Below are 16,893 nucleotides of genomic sequence, written 5' to 3'. Positions count from 1 at the left end.
CATCATATAGTTTATACTATGTATAGATTTATAGTTCTATTGTATAGCATTATTTACGTTTAAGTTTTTCTCCCCAAAATTTTTCAAGATTTTCAATAATTTCATTGTCAAACATACATTGTGCCTGTTGTTTGCTAAACATCACCATGTAGTTTCTAAACGTTTCTAATGGTTCTGCACCAATGCGAAATGCTTTTCTATTACTGATCATTCCTTGTATTCCCGTTTGAGATATTTCATTCACTACTTTATAGACAGCCGTATCTATATCTTTAGTAGGTTGCACTTCGTCTACTAGCAGCATTCCATCTGTTGTATTTGCTTGTACTTTATGATTCATATTGATCATTTTACGAGCTAGTACATGCCCTGTATATGTTTTAAGTCTTAGGTTTGCTAATCCTGGAATGAAACCTTCTGTTCTAGCAGGAATTGTAACGTATGCATCATCGGCAGCAATTACATAATCACAGATCAGCATAATTTGGCATCCTCCACCAATAGCATGTGTATCTACTACACTAATCCAAGGTTTCTCGATACCGTCTTTTATTCCATCTAAAGATGTAAGACCACGGTATATTTTATTCATAAGACCAAGTTCACGCGCCACATAAAACATATACGGTAGTTCTCCGTTGTAGAGTTTGGTAAGGTTGACTCCAGAGCAGAAAACACGTTTTCCTTTATATTTTTTATGATTCATTACGTCTCCTCTTATGACACCAACATCGATCTTTGGATCTAATAAAATCAAATCGGCTGCTAATTCCATTTCATGCATTAGAGTAAAATCTTCTGCATTTAAACAATCAATGTTTGTTAAGGTTAGGAAACCTATATTATTCACTCTTTCAAGTGTTACTGTTTGAAATTCAATTTTCCCTTCGGTAAGGAATTGATTTTGATACGAAATAGATTCTTCCATCGGAAGTTGCATCGATTCCATGATATGATATGCAATTACAGGTATGTTTAAAAACTCCGAAAGAACAGTTCCATAGCTCAATTCGTGCCCTTTTTTCATTGATAGCTTTACCTTGCTGTCTTCCGCTACTTGTTCTTTGGAAGGAAGTAACGCAGGATATGTTTCTGCTAGTAACTCAAGAAGTTGTTCGATGCGATAGTTTTTTTCGAAGCCTTCCGTTGCCTTTTCATATATTTCTTCTCCATGAGTTTTTACAATTAAACCACGTAAATACGATATTTTGGATTGTAATTCTCGGTGTACACTTTTGTCTACGGAATTGCTTGAAGCATCTAATTTTAGTTCTTCATTTTCAATCCAATCAGACAGCGCTGCAAGCTTTTTGATGAGCTCTAGTTTACTTTTTATAGTTTGTATAATGTGATTCATATTATTCTAAATCTTTAATTCTTTATTGCATACACCATTCAAGCACTGCTTTTGCGCTATGTGCTTTGTTTTCTGCTTGATTAAATACAATACTTTTATCTCCATCAATTACCGAGCTTTCTACTTCGTCACCTCTATGTGCAGGAAGATCATGCATAAAAATTGCATCTGGAAATTTGTCCATAAGCTCCTGTGTGATTGTAAATGGTTCAAACATTTCTCTCCAGTTTGGATCAGCTTTTACAGATCCGGTAGTTTCCCAACGTGTTGTATATACAATATCAGCTCCGCTTGGAAGGTGTTTTAAATCATGGAATTCTTCAATGATGGTATTTCGTTTAGCGGCTTCTTCTTGTGCATATTTTAATAACATAGGATCAATGTTATAATTTGCAGGAGTAAAGAAACTAATCTTCATTTTGTGAAGTTTAGAAATTGCTAGTGCTAATGCAGTTGTGGTATTATTTCCTTCTCCAAGATATACAATATTGAGTCCTTGCAATTCTCCAAAATGCAGTTTCATTGTGGTCAAATCGGCCAATGCTTGCGTAGGGTGTTCGTCTGCAGTCATGGCATTTACAACCGACATATTACTTTGACTAGCAAATGTTCTTAATAAAGCTGGATCGCCCGCAGTTCTTACCACCAAACCATCTAACATTCTAGAAAAGACTTCTTTTGTATCCTCTATACTTTCTCCCGTATTGATTTGCAAATCGTTTGGACCATAGGCAATTATTTGCGCTCCTAATCGAAGGGCTGCACTTGAAAAGGAAGTTCTTGTTCTGGTAGATATTTTTGTGAAATATATACCCACAATTTTTCCTTTTAGCTGATGTCCTAATTCTACTTCATTATTTGCATATGCTACACCTCTGTTTACGATTTTCATCATTTCTTGAGGAGATATGTCTTTTAGAGAAATTATATGTTTCTTTTTATTCATGGATTATAAAACTGTTTTATGCTATTAATGCTTGCTTTGTTCAATTTGATTTTTTAAATAGTTTGAAAGGTTTTTTACTCCTTGTCTGATTGCTTTAGGTGCTACATTGGAAAATGTTAACCGCAATTCATTCGTGCCTCCATCATCTAGATAAAAGAAAGACATCGGGCAAAATAGCACGTTGTATTCTTTGGCACATTTGATTACTTCATTTTTATCTATGGTAAAAGGGAGTTTCATTTTTATAAAAAAACCTCCTTTTGGTTTGGTCCAAAAAATATTTTCAGACCACGTTTTATTCCCTACATATTCATCAAGACAGGATAACATGAGTTGTAACTTGTTTTTATAACTCTTAAGTTTTTCTGTATTGTACGCCCTTAAACTGAAATCCAGATCTACTAAAATTCCTCCTAATATTGCTTGCGTAATGCTTGGTGTATTGTTTGTTGTTTGCGATTTTACTTTGGTCATTTCTTGAATTAATGGAATGTTTTCTCCATTGCTATTTTCAATAATCTGATCAGAAAGAATAAACCCAATTCTTAACCCTGGAAATAATGATTTTGAGAATGAACCAACGTAAATTACTCTATTGGAGGTATCGAGCGATTTTAACGTAGGCAATTGTGCTTCTTCATAGCTGAAATTGTTATATACACTGTCTTCTACGATTAAGAAGTTGTATTGTTCTGCTAATGCTAGCAATTTTAGCCTATTTTCTGTTGGCATGCTTACTCCCGAAGGATTTTGATGATCAGGTATGACATATACCAATTTCACCTTTTTGTCACCTTCGTTTGATGAGATGAGTGTTTTTTCTAATGCTTCTAAGTTGATTCCCTGTTCATCGATAGCAATACCTTTGATGGAATAGTCATATATTTTTGCAAAAGAACTTAATCCAACATAACCAGGATTTTCAACAAGAATGATATCTTCATCAATATTACATATTGTTGAAACAATTATTGCGAAAGCTTCCTGTGCGCCAACAGTGACAAGAACTTCATTTTCATCAACAGTAATATTATAATCCTTGTGTACGTATTTGACTAAGATGTCGTTGATAATACCAGCGGTCTTATTATACTGTCCAATCGCATTGATGACTTGCAATCTGGTTTTTTCAGAATTAACCAATCGATACTCAACAAACTTATTAAATTGAAGCATGTTGGCTTCTATGTTAAAATAATCTTCGTCAGGTTGTCCAGCAAGAAAAGAGATCGCTTCAGGATAATTGAATTGAATTCCGTTTAAGAAGCCAATTGCATTATTGAAGTTTACACTTAAATTCTGGTTTATGTTGTAGTCTTTAATCATAAATTGATAATTACTGGAAAATCTGGTCTGAAATCTAGTTTTATATTCTGAATCTTGTGATCAAAATCAACTTCTATGAAGTGACTTGTATCATCTATGATTTGAAGACCTTCTATCCCATTTAATACAGGAATTACATCTGAAACTTCATGTTTTCGTACCATATGCACTTTCATATTTGTGACTCTTTTTGCGCCATTAGAATGCTTAAAGAATTCTCGCCACATAGCATATTCTTCAGGAATTTTGACTAAATCTTCAATCGTAGCAAAGTCATCTGAGCTTATTTCAGGATACACAACAAAAACAGAAGGTTCTGAAAAGTTAGTTTTAGAACTTTTTGCAGATTCAATATTTACACTATCAGAACTCATCCATGATTGATGATATTTAACCGTTTCGAATGGAATTTTAGAAGCATCATAGGCTTTCATTTGTAATGAAATACTAAAAGGAGAAGCGCCATTCTTCTCATAATTTTTTCTGGTTTCAAAATCAAGAAGCGGATTCTGCTTTTGATTTGCCATCAATTCTTCTTCATCATATACTGAGATAATTTCAAAATACATATTTAAAAAATTGATGTATTTTCCTTGAGTTCCTTGACCTACGTGTGGTGGTCTTAACGAATCTGGAATGACAGTAAACCCAGCTTTTACGAGTTTCTTTTTAAATTCCTCTGGTTTTTTTGTCCAAAGATTGAAATGATCAACTTTTAAGTTTTTTATAAGCTCCGGAGCTATTTCAACCTTCGTTTCTTTTTCCGTTTTAACTTGTTTTTTACTATCGCAAGAAACGATTGCAATACAAGTTAAGAGTATGATTAAGATGCTTTTTTTCATTGTTTTATAGGTTTTAAAGGCTTTTCCCTGCGTTCACGGTGTTAGACAGGTTATAAATGTATTCGGCAACGGCCATGTCATAAAGCGCCATTCCCATTGGATTGAACATGATATTTTTAGATTTATCTATTTTCTTTTTATCAAATATGTAATCGCCAATGGTAATTGTATCTTCTCGTTGTAAACCTTCTTCTAAGTGCATCATTTCTACATCTGTTTTCTCTCTACACACTTCATCCCAATCGTCTACAATGATTGTATCAAAAAATGAACGACAGCTAGCTTTGTAATCTCGCAAAGAAACATTTAAGTGTAATGAGCCTGGTTTTGGTTTCTTGTCAATGTATGGAGCTGAACTTACGGTACATGTACAAAAAATATCTGCGGTACTGTACGCTTCTTCCCATGTTGAAACCACTTTGGTTTTTCCCTTTAAATAATCGGGAATTCGATTCGCAGTCTCTTTATTGAGGTCAAACAATAAGTATTGAGCTACTTTTGGTCCCATGATGTCTTCTATCATTTCAAGGTGCAACTGACCAATTGGACCAAACCCAATGATACCTACCGTATATTTGTCTTCTTCTTTGCGTTCGTCATCTTTTACATATTTTTGAATGATAGCTCCTGTAACACTTGCCGTACGATATCCACTTACTTTAGCTGTATTTATAATGGCATACGGAATTCCTGTATCTGCTTCATTTAAAATAATTGTTGAGTGCGCACGTTTGATGTTTTTGTGAATGTTGTTTGGAAAACTCGCAATCCATTTTATTCCTGCTGTATTAATTTCTCCTCCTATATATGCAGGCATTGCAATGATTCTATTTTGAGGTTCTTTATATCTTAAATAAGGTTTTATAGGTTGTGCAAAATCTCCTGCCTCAAAAATGTCTGTTGCTTTACTTATTGATTGAATCATATCATTCCAATTGATTGGAATTTGTGATAATTCTTTTTCGTCTATATATTTCATATTATTTCTTTTTTAACTAAGGTTATAAATTTTATCAACGTACGAATGTCCGCCATCAGGACTGATAAAAAGTCCAACTTTATCTGGATTTTCCAACATGTATTTTCTTGCTGCATAAAAAGCTGCTCCTGTAGAAGCTCCTGCAAAAATCATTTCTGAATTTAGTAAGTCATTACAGCCTTGAATCACTTGTGTTTCCGTTAATAAATCTACAAAGTCAGTATCCGATTCTTTTAAAAAGTTAGATTTTTGACTAGAGCCAATTCCGGAAAGTTTTCTATCTATTTTTTCATCGGCAAAAACCTGAGATCCTTTTACATCTACTCCAACAATTTGTATATCCTTATAATGTTCGCGTAATGCTTTGGATAAACCGTGTAAAGTACCGCCTGTACTTACCGCGATGAATACGATGTCTAGTTTTTCCATTTCACCACAAATTTCAGGTGCCAAACTCTTATAATAACTTCCTGGATTATTTGCGTTTAAATATTGATTCGGATTAAAGCAATTAGCATTTGAAGCTAAGTAGTTCTTCACAAATTCTAATCTATTTAAAAGATAAGCTCCTTGCGAATCTTTTTTGTCAATAAGAACAACTTCTGCTTTTAACAGCTTTAGCATTTTTTTCTTTTCGGCAGGTGTATTCTTATCAATTACAGCGATAAATTTTAAGGATAATAGATTGCAACACATAGCAAGTGCTATTCCGAAATTTCCAGAGGTTGATTCTATAACGACACTGTCTTTTTTTAATACACCAGATTTTATGGCTTCTTTGAGAATGGCTAACGCAGGACGCACTTTGATGCTTTGTCCCAATTGGTACGATTCTAATTTCACATAGAGATTCGTCATTGAACTAAGCTTAATCAATGGTGTATTCCCGATTCTTTTCTCTAAAAATTCTAACTTTTCTAACATCTTGTAGCTACTACTTTATTTTGATTTAACAAAATCTGATATTTCCTTTATGGTTATGTAATGGAACATTTCCGCAAACGTCATCTCTATTTTTAATTCTTTTTTCATCTCTTTTTTGACTCTTATCATATTGATTGAGTTTCCTCCGAGACTAAAAAAGTTATCTGAGATTCCTATGTTTTCAATGTTTAAGGTCTTTTCCCAAATTTGAGCAATGCTTTTTTCTATTTCATTTCTTGGTGCTTCATAAACTGCATTTTTTACTTCAACAGTTGCTTTTGCAAGCTGTACTCTGTCAATTTTACCATTGGCGTTTAATGGCATTTTATCAATTGCAGAAAATAGTACTGGAATCATGTAACTTGGCAAGTATTCTTTTAGGTACGATTTTAAGTCTAATTCTTCTGCTTCATTCGTTAAAACCACATACGCAACCAATTGTTTGTCATCGTTTCGAGCATTTTCAACTGCTACTACAATGGCTTCATCTACAAGAGAATGATTCATGAGCAAACGCTCTATTTCTTTTAATTCTATTCGGTAACCTCGTAGTTTTAACTGACTGTCTTTCCTGCCAATAAATTCTAATTCATTGTTTCTTGTCCATTTTCCTAAATCACCTGTACGGTACATTTTAGTGCCTTTTTTGAATGGATTATCAATGAATTTATCATTGGTTTTTTCTTCATCATTAATGTATCCTTTCGCTAAGCCTTCGCCAGCAATACATATTTCACCAACAACACCGCGTGGAACTAGTTTTAAGTTTTCGGAAAGTATGTATACTTCTTCGTTAAATAGTGGTTTTCCAAGTACTACTCTACTTCCTTTTTTCTGAACATTGCTTGTACTCCAAATTGTAGTTTCCGTTGGTCCGTATACATGAATTATATGAAGATCGTTGTGTTCACAAAGTTTGTCAAATAGTGATTGTGGTAACAATTCTCCTCCTAACATCAAGGTTTTTAAACTTTTTGGCAACACCGGAGAGATTTCTGTAAGTTGTCGCAATCGAGAAGGTGTCAGTTGTAAAAAGTCAAGCTGATCGTTTTCTATGCGCTCTAATAGTAAATGCGGATCTGCAATTTCATCATCCGTAAATACACTGATCGATTTCCCATAAGCAAGTCCGCCTAAGAGTTCAAGAATTGAAATATCGAACGTATAGTTTGTGGTGGCTCCTATTTTATCAACATTTTCAAATTGGAAGTTGGTTTCAAAATTTCGTAGGAAACTAAGCAGGTTTTCATGCTTTAACATGACTCCTTTTGGAGTTCCTGTCGTTCCAGAAGTATATATTGTATATGCTAGTTGTTCAGCAGAAATTGTTATTTCAGGTGCCTTTTCGCTGTATTTCGATTGATTTTCTATGAAGACATTTAATTCAGTAACATCAATACAAAGTGAACATCCACTGTTTTCTAAAATGTATTCGCTTCGTTTTTTAGGCAAATCAAGTGCCATAGGAATGTACGCAGCTCCCGATTTCATAATTCCAAGAATTATAATGACCATCCAGTTATTCCTTGGAAGTTGCATGGCTATCATGGTGTTTTCTTCAATAGAATAATTACTTCGCAGGTAATTGGCAAATTGATTGGACAGTGCAGCTACTTCTGCATAGCTTAATGATTCTCCTGAAACTAAAGCAGTTGCTTCTGGACGAATATTAACTTGCTCTTGAAATGCTTCTAGAATGGTAGAAAATCCTTTTAGTTTGGTTTCTTCTACATGATTTGTATTGAATTCCAATAATTCTTCTCGCTCTGCAGGAAGTAAGAAATCAATGTCTTTTATTTTTTGATGCGGATTGTTAATTACAGAAATCATAATTTCATGGTAATGGCGAATTACGCTTTCTATAAGTTCTTGTTCGTATACATCTGGATTGAAAATAAAGTCATAAAAAAGGAATCCGTCTAATTCTCTATAGACAATTTCCATGTCCCATTTAGACATACATTCTCCTTTATCTTCAATCGTAAATTCTTTTACAATTTCTTCATAATTATCATTTCTTGTTTTGTGACCTACTCCAGCATTGAGTAACGAAATCATAACATCATACACTGGATTTCTACTGGTGTCACGCACCATATCCAAAGATTCGATAAGTCTGTCAAAAGGATACATTTGATTTTCAAAAGAAGACAACAAAATATCGGTAGTTCTCTTGTAAAAATCTAAGAATGTTTCTTCTACGTCGATTTTGTTTCGCATTGCAATCATACTTGCATAGAATCCTAATTGATCTTCAAGTCCTTGATGCAAACGTCCTGCAAGCGGAGACGCTATAATAATGTCTTTATCATTTGTATACTTATGAAATGTTAGGTACCAAATACAAAATATACTCGTAAATAAGCTTCCTTTATTATCCAATCCGAACGCGCGTAGTTTGCTTGTTATTTCAGTAGGAATAAATGCTTTAATTGTTCTTCCCGTGCTGCTTCTAACAGCGGGTCTTATTTGATTTGTAGGCAAGTCTAATATTGGTAATTTTCCAGAGAGATGTTCTAACCAATAGTTTTCTTGCTTTTTCCAAACACCTTTGTTAATCTGATTTAACTGCCAAGTTGTATAGTCTTTGTATTGAATTTTTAGCGGTTCTAACGAATTCTCTTGTCCAAATACTAAGTCTTTATACAATACTGCAAGCTCTTTCATAAAGATGACTTCCGACCATGCGTCTCCGATAATATGGTGCATATTGAGACATATTTGGAATGAATAGTCCGTTACTTGAAATACACGACCTCTAAAAAGCATTCCGTATTCTATGTCAAAAGGAACGTAAGAATCCTTTTTGATATATTCATCCATATATGCTTCAGAATCCTTGTGACCTCTTACATCTTCAAAATCGAATGGAAGTTCTATTTTGTCAATTGGCTTGATCCATTGTCGAATTTCTCCAGTATGATTTTCTCTAAAATTTGTTCTTAATATTTCATGTCTTTCAATTAAAGCACCAATAGATTGTATGAGTATTTTAAAATCATATTCACCTTCAAGATGAATTTGCATTGGCATATTGTAGGCTCGTAAACCTTCTTCAAATTGACACAGTACCCACAAACGTCTTTGTGCATCTGAGATTGGATAACTTTCTTGCGCTTGCGTTTTAGGAATAGCGTTTTTGTCTTTCCCAACCGTATATTTTTTGAGGAATGTAATAAGTTCCTGTTTATTTTCCCTTATGTTTTGAACTGTTGTAGGATCAATTTCATCGGTTTGAAAAGAAACGAGTAATTCGTCTCCCTCCACTGCAATGCTTATGTGTTGTTTCTTTAGTTCTTTTAAAAAATCTATCATAACTATATTCTTAGCGTATTACCTAGAAACTTCTTGTATTTCTTTTGCAATACTTTCTACAGTTAGCGTACTGTAGAATCTTTTTAATTTTATTTGTAATCCTGTTATTTGTTTTATTTTTTCTGTAACATCCTAGCTTAAATTGATTGTTTTTTTACTGATAAATTCGATTTGTTGTCTAGCTGAAATGCATCTCTTTTTATATTAGATTGTTTTTTACTAAATAGTTTATGGTATTATATAAATATTGTTTTCTGTCATATTGGTATTTAATTCCTTGCTTGTGCAAGTATTTGTTAGTTGCCTCGATGCTGATTTCTGGAGATCTAAAATCGTCCAGACCTCTTTGATTTCGATTTGTATAGAATAGTTTTTTCACAGTGCTGAATTCTTGATCTTTAGCACTTTTTTCATTTAGTGTTTCTATTCTATTTTGTAATGTAATGTCATCTACTAATTCTATTTGAATTCCGTTGTTATTGAGTTCTTTTGCTACATCAGAAACTTTATAAGTGTCTTTTAAGAATAAATGAAATGTGTTTAGTTTTTTATTTTCTAGTAACGACAAGTCAACTAAGTTTTTAATTGTTGTATCAATTGGAATCAAATCCATTGATATGTTTTCTATTGATTTTGAATACATTCCAATTTTTGCGAGCGCTGTTAATTCTGTATAAATATTGTTTTGGTTGATGTTGTGTTGAAAAAGACCATCATAAAATCTACCTCCAATATTTCCTAAACGGAATATGTTTACAGCAATTTCCCCCTTGTGTTCGGAGACATATTTTTCAGATAGGAATTTGGATTTACTATAGATATGATTTGAAAAAACCTGACCGTAATCAAGATCTGTTTCATAGTATTGTAACGTTTCATCTGCCGTTAATCCAGATACAGCAATCGTTGAGAAATGATTGAAATACGTAATGTTATTAGCAATAGACCAATCCATTACATGCTTCGTTCCGTTGAAATTAATGTCTAAGGATTGCTTTATTTTTCCAAAATGCGAAACAACTCCGGCAGCATGATACACTGTGTCAATATTGATATTTACCAATTCGGGAGATAGATTTTTTGTAAGAATATCTCCTTTTAGTACCGTAATTCTATCTGAAGAAGTTAGGTTAAAATAACTTGAAAATCGTTTCCAAAATCTGATTGAAGCCTCTTCTTCACTAGTAGACCTTGTTAGCACATACAAATGAGCTTCGGTAACTTCGAGTAATCTATGTATTAAAAATGCGCCCAAAAAACCTGTGCCTCCAGTTATTAAAATATTTTGCGCGTTTAATTTTTCTCCTTTGTCTATTGTTTCAAAAGAATCTAGAAGTTTCTGATAACTAGCTGCTGTCGTTTTTACAAGCGTATCTTTGGCTTCAACTTCCTCAATTTTTGTAATAGCTTCTTCCTGTAAAAGAGTTTGTGTTAGCTTCACTTGACTGTCAAATGTTGGGAAATCGAAAATGTCCTGATAGTTTATAATTATATCATATTTTCTTTCTAATTCCGTGATAACATCTAAGCCTGTGAGCGAACTTCCTCCTAAAGAAAAGAAATCGTCTTGCTCGGTAAAATCATCTATTTCGAGGGTTTTTTCCCAAATTTCTCTCAATGTCGATTTAATATCCTGCTCAGTTACTTCTTTTCTAAGTTTTACTTGCTCTTTATTTTTTTCCTTGCTGATTGTTTGTGTTGGTTTCTCATGCCAACAACGTTCCAATTCAAATATTGGTAATCCTAAATCTTTAAATATGTGAGGTGTATTTTCAACTTGTAATGCTTTGTTTCCTGCTTCTACAATTTCTTTGAATATGTGATATCGATTCGCTACTTGAAAATCTCCTTGTATGTATTTGATTTCCCCCGATATGAATAGTTTTTCTAATAGTGAGTTATTTGTAAATCCAACAACAACTAATTTTTTGTTTTCGTAAGTGGAATTTATATACGATAGAAATTTCTCGTAATTGAAAGGAGTTTCAATCTTACTTTCTGAATCAATTTCTACATGAAGTAATTCGTCAAGTGTTATCTCACCCGTTAACAATTTCTGAGCATAATTATTCTTTTCTGAGGTAATTACCTTTAATTCTCCTTGTATTGAATTTGTTAGATATTTAAGCAATGCATATTGAAAAACGACATTTCGAAGTGATTCATTTTTTCCTATTTCGATGGCTACGTTCGGATTCTCATCCAAAAGTGTATTCCACAATTCGCGAATGAGTATATTTTCTTGGGTAATTTCTTCTATTAATTCCTTCTTATAATTTAGAATTTCTAGGTTTACTAAAAAGAAATCCTTTGTCTCAATATTTTCAATTGTTTCTTCCCTAAACTGTAATATTAACTCCTCTTTTGTTCTAAAAACATAGCCTTTGCAAAGATCTCTTTGTGTGTATAATCTGTTGATTTTGTTGGCAAATAATCTAGTATGTATGTTCTTTTTAGTTTCTAAATAATTTACTAGATGCTTTTTTAAAGAAGACATTCGTGAAGCAGTTTTTTCACTGAGTTGTATGAATTTTAACGCTACATCTTCTTTTGCATTGAAATTTTCATCTTCCTTTGATACTAATAAGTGAACATTGGTTCCTGAGAGTCCAAAAGAACTCACACCGCCTACACGTCTGTTATTTTTGGCTTTCCAATCTATTTTTTCATTTACAACTTTAAGTGTGTTTGTATTTGATTCTATAAAAGGGTTCAAGGTTTCAAATCCTGCTTGAATCGGATATTTTTTCGAGTTCATACCTCCTATCAACCTAATAACTGATGCCAAGCCAGAGAGCGTATCCAAGTGTCCAATTTGTCCTTTAAAAGAACTGATATAACACGTATGATTTGTCTCTTTTGTTTCAACAAACGCATTTTCTATCCCTTTAAATTCAATTGGATCTCCTAGAATAGTCCCTGTTCCATGCGCTTCTATATATGTAATTTCATTTGGATTAATTTCTGTTTTTTTCCATGCTTTTAATAGTACTTCTGTCTGCGCTTCAGCACTTGGTGAAGTCATTGTTGAGATTCTTTGACCGCCGTGATTAACGCCACTTCCTTCAATGACAGCATAAATAGGATCGTTGTCTTTTTTAGCATCTTCTAATCGTTTTAAGATTAAGAAACCGACTCCTTCACCTGGTAATGTACCATTTGCATCTTTGTCAAAAGGCTTGCATTTAAACGTTGGCGATAAAACTTTTGAGTGCCTTACTTCTTGCTTTGAAGGAACTGCCATTTTTACACCGCCTACCATTGCCATAGTACAGTTGTTTAGTAGCAAACTTGAACATGCTACATCAATTGCCATTAAAGATGAAGAACAGGTAGTGTTTACCGAAAGTATGGGTCCTCTTAAATCTAAGAAATTAGCGACTCTTGTTCCTTCAAAACCACTTATTACATCTAGTAATCCTGCGTTTTCTGGAACCAATTCATTATACGTTGAATCATTTGTTGGATAGAAAAAACCTGTGTTTGACTCTTTTAAGTTTTCTTCCGTATAGCCAGCGTCATAAAATGCCTTTAGGGAATGCATCAATGTAAAGCGATGCTCTGGAGACATACGTACGGCTTCTTTTTTTGAAAAGTTGAAATAGCAGTTATCAAATTTATCTATTTCACTTAAGAAGCCACTATCGAGTATATCGAATTCACCAGTAAATGGAAAGATATCCGCTTTCCTATTTTCAGGTGCGTCTCCAATACATACATTCTTACTTGATATTGAATTTTCAAGGTCTTCCCATGTATCAATACCAGGCAATTTGAATGAAACTCCTATGATGGCTATTGGTTTGTTCATATTACGTACATATATTTATTTCGTTGTTTTTAAAACTCATTGTTTTTAAAATTTTAATATTGTTAAATCGTGATCTTTTTGTTCTTCTTCGTTGGTAAACCCATTTATATATTCAGCCATTGAATTGATTGTCGGATAGTTAAAAAATTGTACAATGTCGATATCTTGATTTAACTGTAAATTGACAGATTTACGCAATTTTATGATGTTTAATGAGTTTCCTCCAACCTGGAAAAAACTGTCATGTATACTTATTCTTTTTAATCCTAAAACTGTTTCCCAGATAACTAGCAATGCTTCTTCTAATTCGTTTCTAGGAGCTTCATAGACTGCACTTTTTACTTCGATAGTTTCTTTTGCAAGCTGTATTCTGTCAATTTTACCATTGGCGTTTAACGGCATTTTGTCAATAAAAGAAAAGAGCGCTGGAATCATATAATTTGGTAAGTGTTCACTTAAGTACAATCTTAAGTCCAAATCTGATAGTTCTTCTATTAAAACTACGTACGCTACTAATTGTTTGTCTCCATTATTAGAAGTATCAACAGCAACAACCACTGCTTCGCCAACACCTTCATGATTCATTAACAGATGTTCTATTTCTTTTAATTCTATTCGGTAACCTCGTAGTTTTAACTGACTGTCTTTTCTGCCAATAAATTCCAATTCATTGTTTCTTGTCCATTTTCCTAAATCACCTGTACGGTACATTTTACTGCCTTTTTTGAATGGATTTTCAATGAATTTATCATTGGTTTTTTCTTCATCATTGATGTATCCTTTCGCTAAACCTTCACCAGCGATACATATTTCACCAACAACACCGCGGGGAACTAGTTTTAAGTTTTCGGAAAGTATGTATACTTCTTCGTTAAATAGTGGTTTTCCAAGTACTACTCTACTTCCTTTTTTCTGAACATTGCTTGTACTCCAAATTGTAGTTTCCGTTGGTCCGTATACATGAATTACATGAAGATCGTTGTGTTCACATAGCTTGTCAAATAGTGATTGTGGTAACAATTCTCCTCCTAACATCAAGGTTTTTAAACTTTTTGGTAACACCGGAGAGATTTCTGTAAGTTGTCGCAATCGAGAAGGTGTTAATTGCAAAAAGTCAAGCTGATCGTTTTCTATGCGCTCTAATAGTAAATGCGGATCTGCAATTTCATCATCCGTAAATACACTAATTGATTTCCCATAAGCAAGTCCGCCTAAGAGTTCTAATATTGAAATATCGAACGTATAGTTTGTGGTGGCTCCTATTTTATCAACATTTTCAAATTGGAAGTTGGTTTCAAAATTTCGTAGGAAACTAAGCAGGTTTTCATGTTTTAACATGACTCCTTTTGGAGTTCCCGTCGTTCCAGAAGTATATATTGTATATGCTAGTTGTTCAGCAGAAATTGTTATTTCAGGTGCCTTTTCGCTGTATTTCGATTGATTTTCTAAGAAGACATTTAATTCAGTAACATCAATACATAGTGAACATCCACTGTTTTCTAGAATGTATTCGCTTCGTTTTTTAGGCAAATCAAGTGCCATAGGAATGTACGCAGCTCCCGATTTCATAATTCCAAGAATTATAATGACCATCCAGTTGTTTCTTGGAAGCTGCATGGCAATCATCGTATTTTCTTCAATAGAATAATTACTTTGCAGGTAATTGGCAAATTGATTGGACAGTGAAGCCACTTCTGCATAGCTTAATGATTCTCCTGAAACTAAAGCAGTTGCTTCTGGACGAATATTAACTTGCTCTTGAAATGCTTCTAGAATCGTAGAAAATCCTTTTAGTTTGGTTTCTTCTACATGATTTGTATTGAATTCCAATAATTCTTCTCGCTCTGCGGGAAGCAAGAAATCAATGTCTTTTATTTTTTGATGCGGATTGTCAATTACAGAAACCATAATTTCATGATAGTGGCGAATGATGTTTTCTATCAAACTTTGCTCATATACATCTGGATTGAAAATGATATCACAAGAAAGATATCCATCTAATTCTTTAAAGGCGATTTCCATGTCCCATTTAGACATAAAATATCCATCATCAATAATTGTTAATTTATCTATAGCTTCGGTATGATCATAGTTTGTTTTTTTGTGAACATCACCTGCATTCATCAAAGAAATCATTACATTATATACTGGATTTCTACTGATATCACGTGCTACTTCTAAGGATTCAATAAGTTTATCAAAAGGATACATTTGGTTTTCGATTCCAGACAATAAAATATCTGTAGTACGTTTGTAAAAATCTAAACATGTTTGTTCTACGTCAATTTTGTTTCGCAACGCAATCATATTCACATAAAAACCTAATTGATTTTCAAGATCGGGATGCGCTCTTCCTGCTAGCGGTGACGCCAAAATAATGTCTTTGTCATTTGTATATTTATGAAATACCAAGTACCAAATAGAGAAAATACTCGAAAATAAACTTCCTTTGTTGTCCAATCCAAAAGACAGTAATTTAGATGTAGTTTCATACGGAATAAACACTTTTAAACTTTTCCCATTACTTGTTCTAACAGTAGGTCTAATTTTGTTTGTAGGCAAATCTAATACTGGCAATTTCCCTGAGAGATGTTCTAACCAATATTCTTCTTGCTTTTTCCAAATGTCTTTATTCATCTGATCTAACTGCCAAGAAGTATAGTCTTTGTATTGAATTTTTAACGGAGTTAGTTTAGGATCTTGTTCTTTTAGTAAACTTTCATAAAATACTGTAAGCTCTTTTATAAAGATTCCTTCTGACCATCCGTCTCCAATGATATGATGCTTATTCATGTAAATTTTGAATACATCATCACTTAATTGAAAAATACGTCCTCTTAGAAGCATTCCATATTCTAGATCAAAAAGAATGTAGGAATCATTTTTAATAAATTCGTTTACATAACGTAGCGGCTCTTTTTTATTTCTTACATCTTCAAAATCAAACGAAATTTCTATTTTATCAATTGGTTTGATCCATTGTCGAATTTCTCCAGTATGATCTTCTCTAAAATTTGTTCTTAATATTTCATGCCTTTCAATCATGCAGCCTATTGCTTTTATAAGCTTTTTATAATCATGCGAACCAGAAATATCTGTTTGTACTGACATGTTATAGGCTCGGGAGACTTCTTCAAATTGACACAACACCCATATTCTTCTTTGCGCATCTGAGATAGGATAACTTTCTTGCTTTTGAATTTTAGGAATCGCAGTATTATCTTTTCCTATAGCATATTTTTTCAGGAACGTAATGAGTTCCTGTTTGTTATCTCGGATGGCTTGAACCGTTACAGCATCGATTTCATCGGTTTGATAAGAGACAAGTAATTCGTCTCCTTCAACTGCAAGGCTTATATGTTGTTGTTTTAATTTTTTTAAGAAGTCTATCAT

The 16,893-nt window shown here is 33.3% G+C and carries 9 protein-coding genes; all 9 read right to left on the bottom strand.

Going from position 1 to position 16,893, the window contains the following annotated elements; all coding sequences use genetic code 11:
- Nucleotides 1-49 precede the first annotated feature (49 nt).
- Complete coding sequence (locus Q0845_RS08990; protein ID WP_298511918.1) at nucleotides 50-1,357, bottom strand: enoyl-CoA hydratase/isomerase family protein; 1,308 nt, start codon at nucleotides 1,355-1,357, stop codon at nucleotides 50-52.
- Between the two features lie 22 nt (nucleotides 1,358-1,379).
- Nucleotides 1,380-2,303 carry a hypothetical protein gene (locus tag Q0845_RS08985; protein ID WP_298511917.1) on the bottom strand — a complete coding sequence of 308 codons (924 nt, stop codon included), beginning with the start codon at nucleotides 2,301-2,303 and terminating at the stop codon, nucleotides 1,380-1,382.
- A 24-nt stretch (nucleotides 2,304-2,327) separates the two neighbouring features.
- Nucleotides 2,328-3,629: a PLP-dependent aminotransferase family protein gene (locus Q0845_RS08980; RefSeq protein WP_298511915.1), complete on the bottom strand. Its 1,302-nt coding sequence runs from the start codon at nucleotides 3,627-3,629 to the stop codon at nucleotides 2,328-2,330.
- Nucleotides 3,626-4,471, bottom strand: a complete 846-nt coding sequence (locus Q0845_RS08975) for a hypothetical protein (protein ID WP_298511913.1) — start codon at nucleotides 4,469-4,471, stop codon at nucleotides 3,626-3,628. Before Q0845_RS08975 ends, Q0845_RS08980 begins: the two co-directional genes overlap by 4 nt.
- A gap of 13 nt (nucleotides 4,472-4,484) precedes the next feature.
- Complete coding sequence (locus Q0845_RS08970) at nucleotides 4,485-5,450, bottom strand: 2,3-diaminopropionate biosynthesis protein SbnB (protein ID WP_298511911.1); 966 nt, start codon at nucleotides 5,448-5,450, stop codon at nucleotides 4,485-4,487.
- 12 nt (nucleotides 5,451-5,462) lie between these two features.
- Nucleotides 5,463-6,374: a cysteine synthase family protein gene (locus tag Q0845_RS08965; RefSeq protein WP_298511909.1), complete on the bottom strand. Its 912-nt coding sequence runs from the start codon at nucleotides 6,372-6,374 to the stop codon at nucleotides 5,463-5,465.
- 15 nt (nucleotides 6,375-6,389) lie between these two features.
- A complete protein-coding gene (locus Q0845_RS08960; protein WP_298511906.1) occupies nucleotides 6,390-9,689 on the bottom strand; it encodes an amino acid adenylation domain-containing protein in 3,300 nt (1,099 codons plus the stop codon).
- Between the two features lie 199 nt (nucleotides 9,690-9,888).
- A complete protein-coding gene (locus Q0845_RS08955; protein ID WP_298511904.1) occupies nucleotides 9,889-13,500 on the bottom strand; it encodes a beta-ketoacyl synthase N-terminal-like domain-containing protein in 3,612 nt (1,203 codons plus the stop codon).
- A gap of 45 nt (nucleotides 13,501-13,545) precedes the next feature.
- Nucleotides 13,546-16,893, bottom strand: coding sequence for an amino acid adenylation domain-containing protein (locus Q0845_RS08950; RefSeq protein WP_298511902.1), 3,348 nt, complete (start codon nucleotides 16,891-16,893; stop codon nucleotides 13,546-13,548).

This window comes from uncultured Kordia sp. (assembly GCF_947489565.1).
Taxonomy (GTDB): Bacteria; Bacteroidota; Bacteroidia; order Flavobacteriales; family Flavobacteriaceae; genus Kordia.
Note: the sequence above shows the minus strand (reverse complement) of the source record. Positions and strands in the feature narration are given on the sequence as shown.

Excerpts from the sequence above, each read along its gene's own strand:
- Q0845_RS08990 (WP_298511918.1), bottom strand. The coding sequence starts at position 1,357 with ATGAATCACATTATACAAACTATAAAAAGTAAACTAGAGCTCATCAAA.
- Q0845_RS08985 (WP_298511917.1), bottom strand. The coding sequence starts at position 2,303 with ATGAATAAAAAGAAACATATAATTTCTCTAAAAGACATATCTCCTCAA.
- Q0845_RS08980 (WP_298511915.1), bottom strand. The coding sequence starts at position 3,629 with ATGATTAAAGACTACAACATAAACCAGAATTTAAGTGTAAACTTCAAT.
- Q0845_RS08975 (WP_298511913.1), bottom strand. The coding sequence starts at position 4,471 with ATGAAAAAAAGCATCTTAATCATACTCTTAACTTGTATTGCAATCGTT.
- Q0845_RS08970 (WP_298511911.1), bottom strand. The coding sequence starts at position 5,450 with ATGAAATATATAGACGAAAAAGAATTATCACAAATTCCAATCAATTGG.
- Q0845_RS08965 (WP_298511909.1), bottom strand. The coding sequence starts at position 6,374 with ATGTTAGAAAAGTTAGAATTTTTAGAGAAAAGAATCGGGAATACACCA.
- Q0845_RS08960 (WP_298511906.1), bottom strand. The coding sequence starts at position 9,689 with ATGATAGATTTTTTAAAAGAACTAAAGAAACAACACATAAGCATTGCA.
- Q0845_RS08955 (WP_298511904.1), bottom strand. The coding sequence starts at position 13,500 with ATGAACAAACCAATAGCCATCATAGGAGTTTCATTCAAATTGCCTGGT.
- Q0845_RS08950 (WP_298511902.1), bottom strand. The coding sequence starts at position 16,893 with ATGATAGACTTCTTAAAAAAATTAAAACAACAACATATAAGCCTTGCA.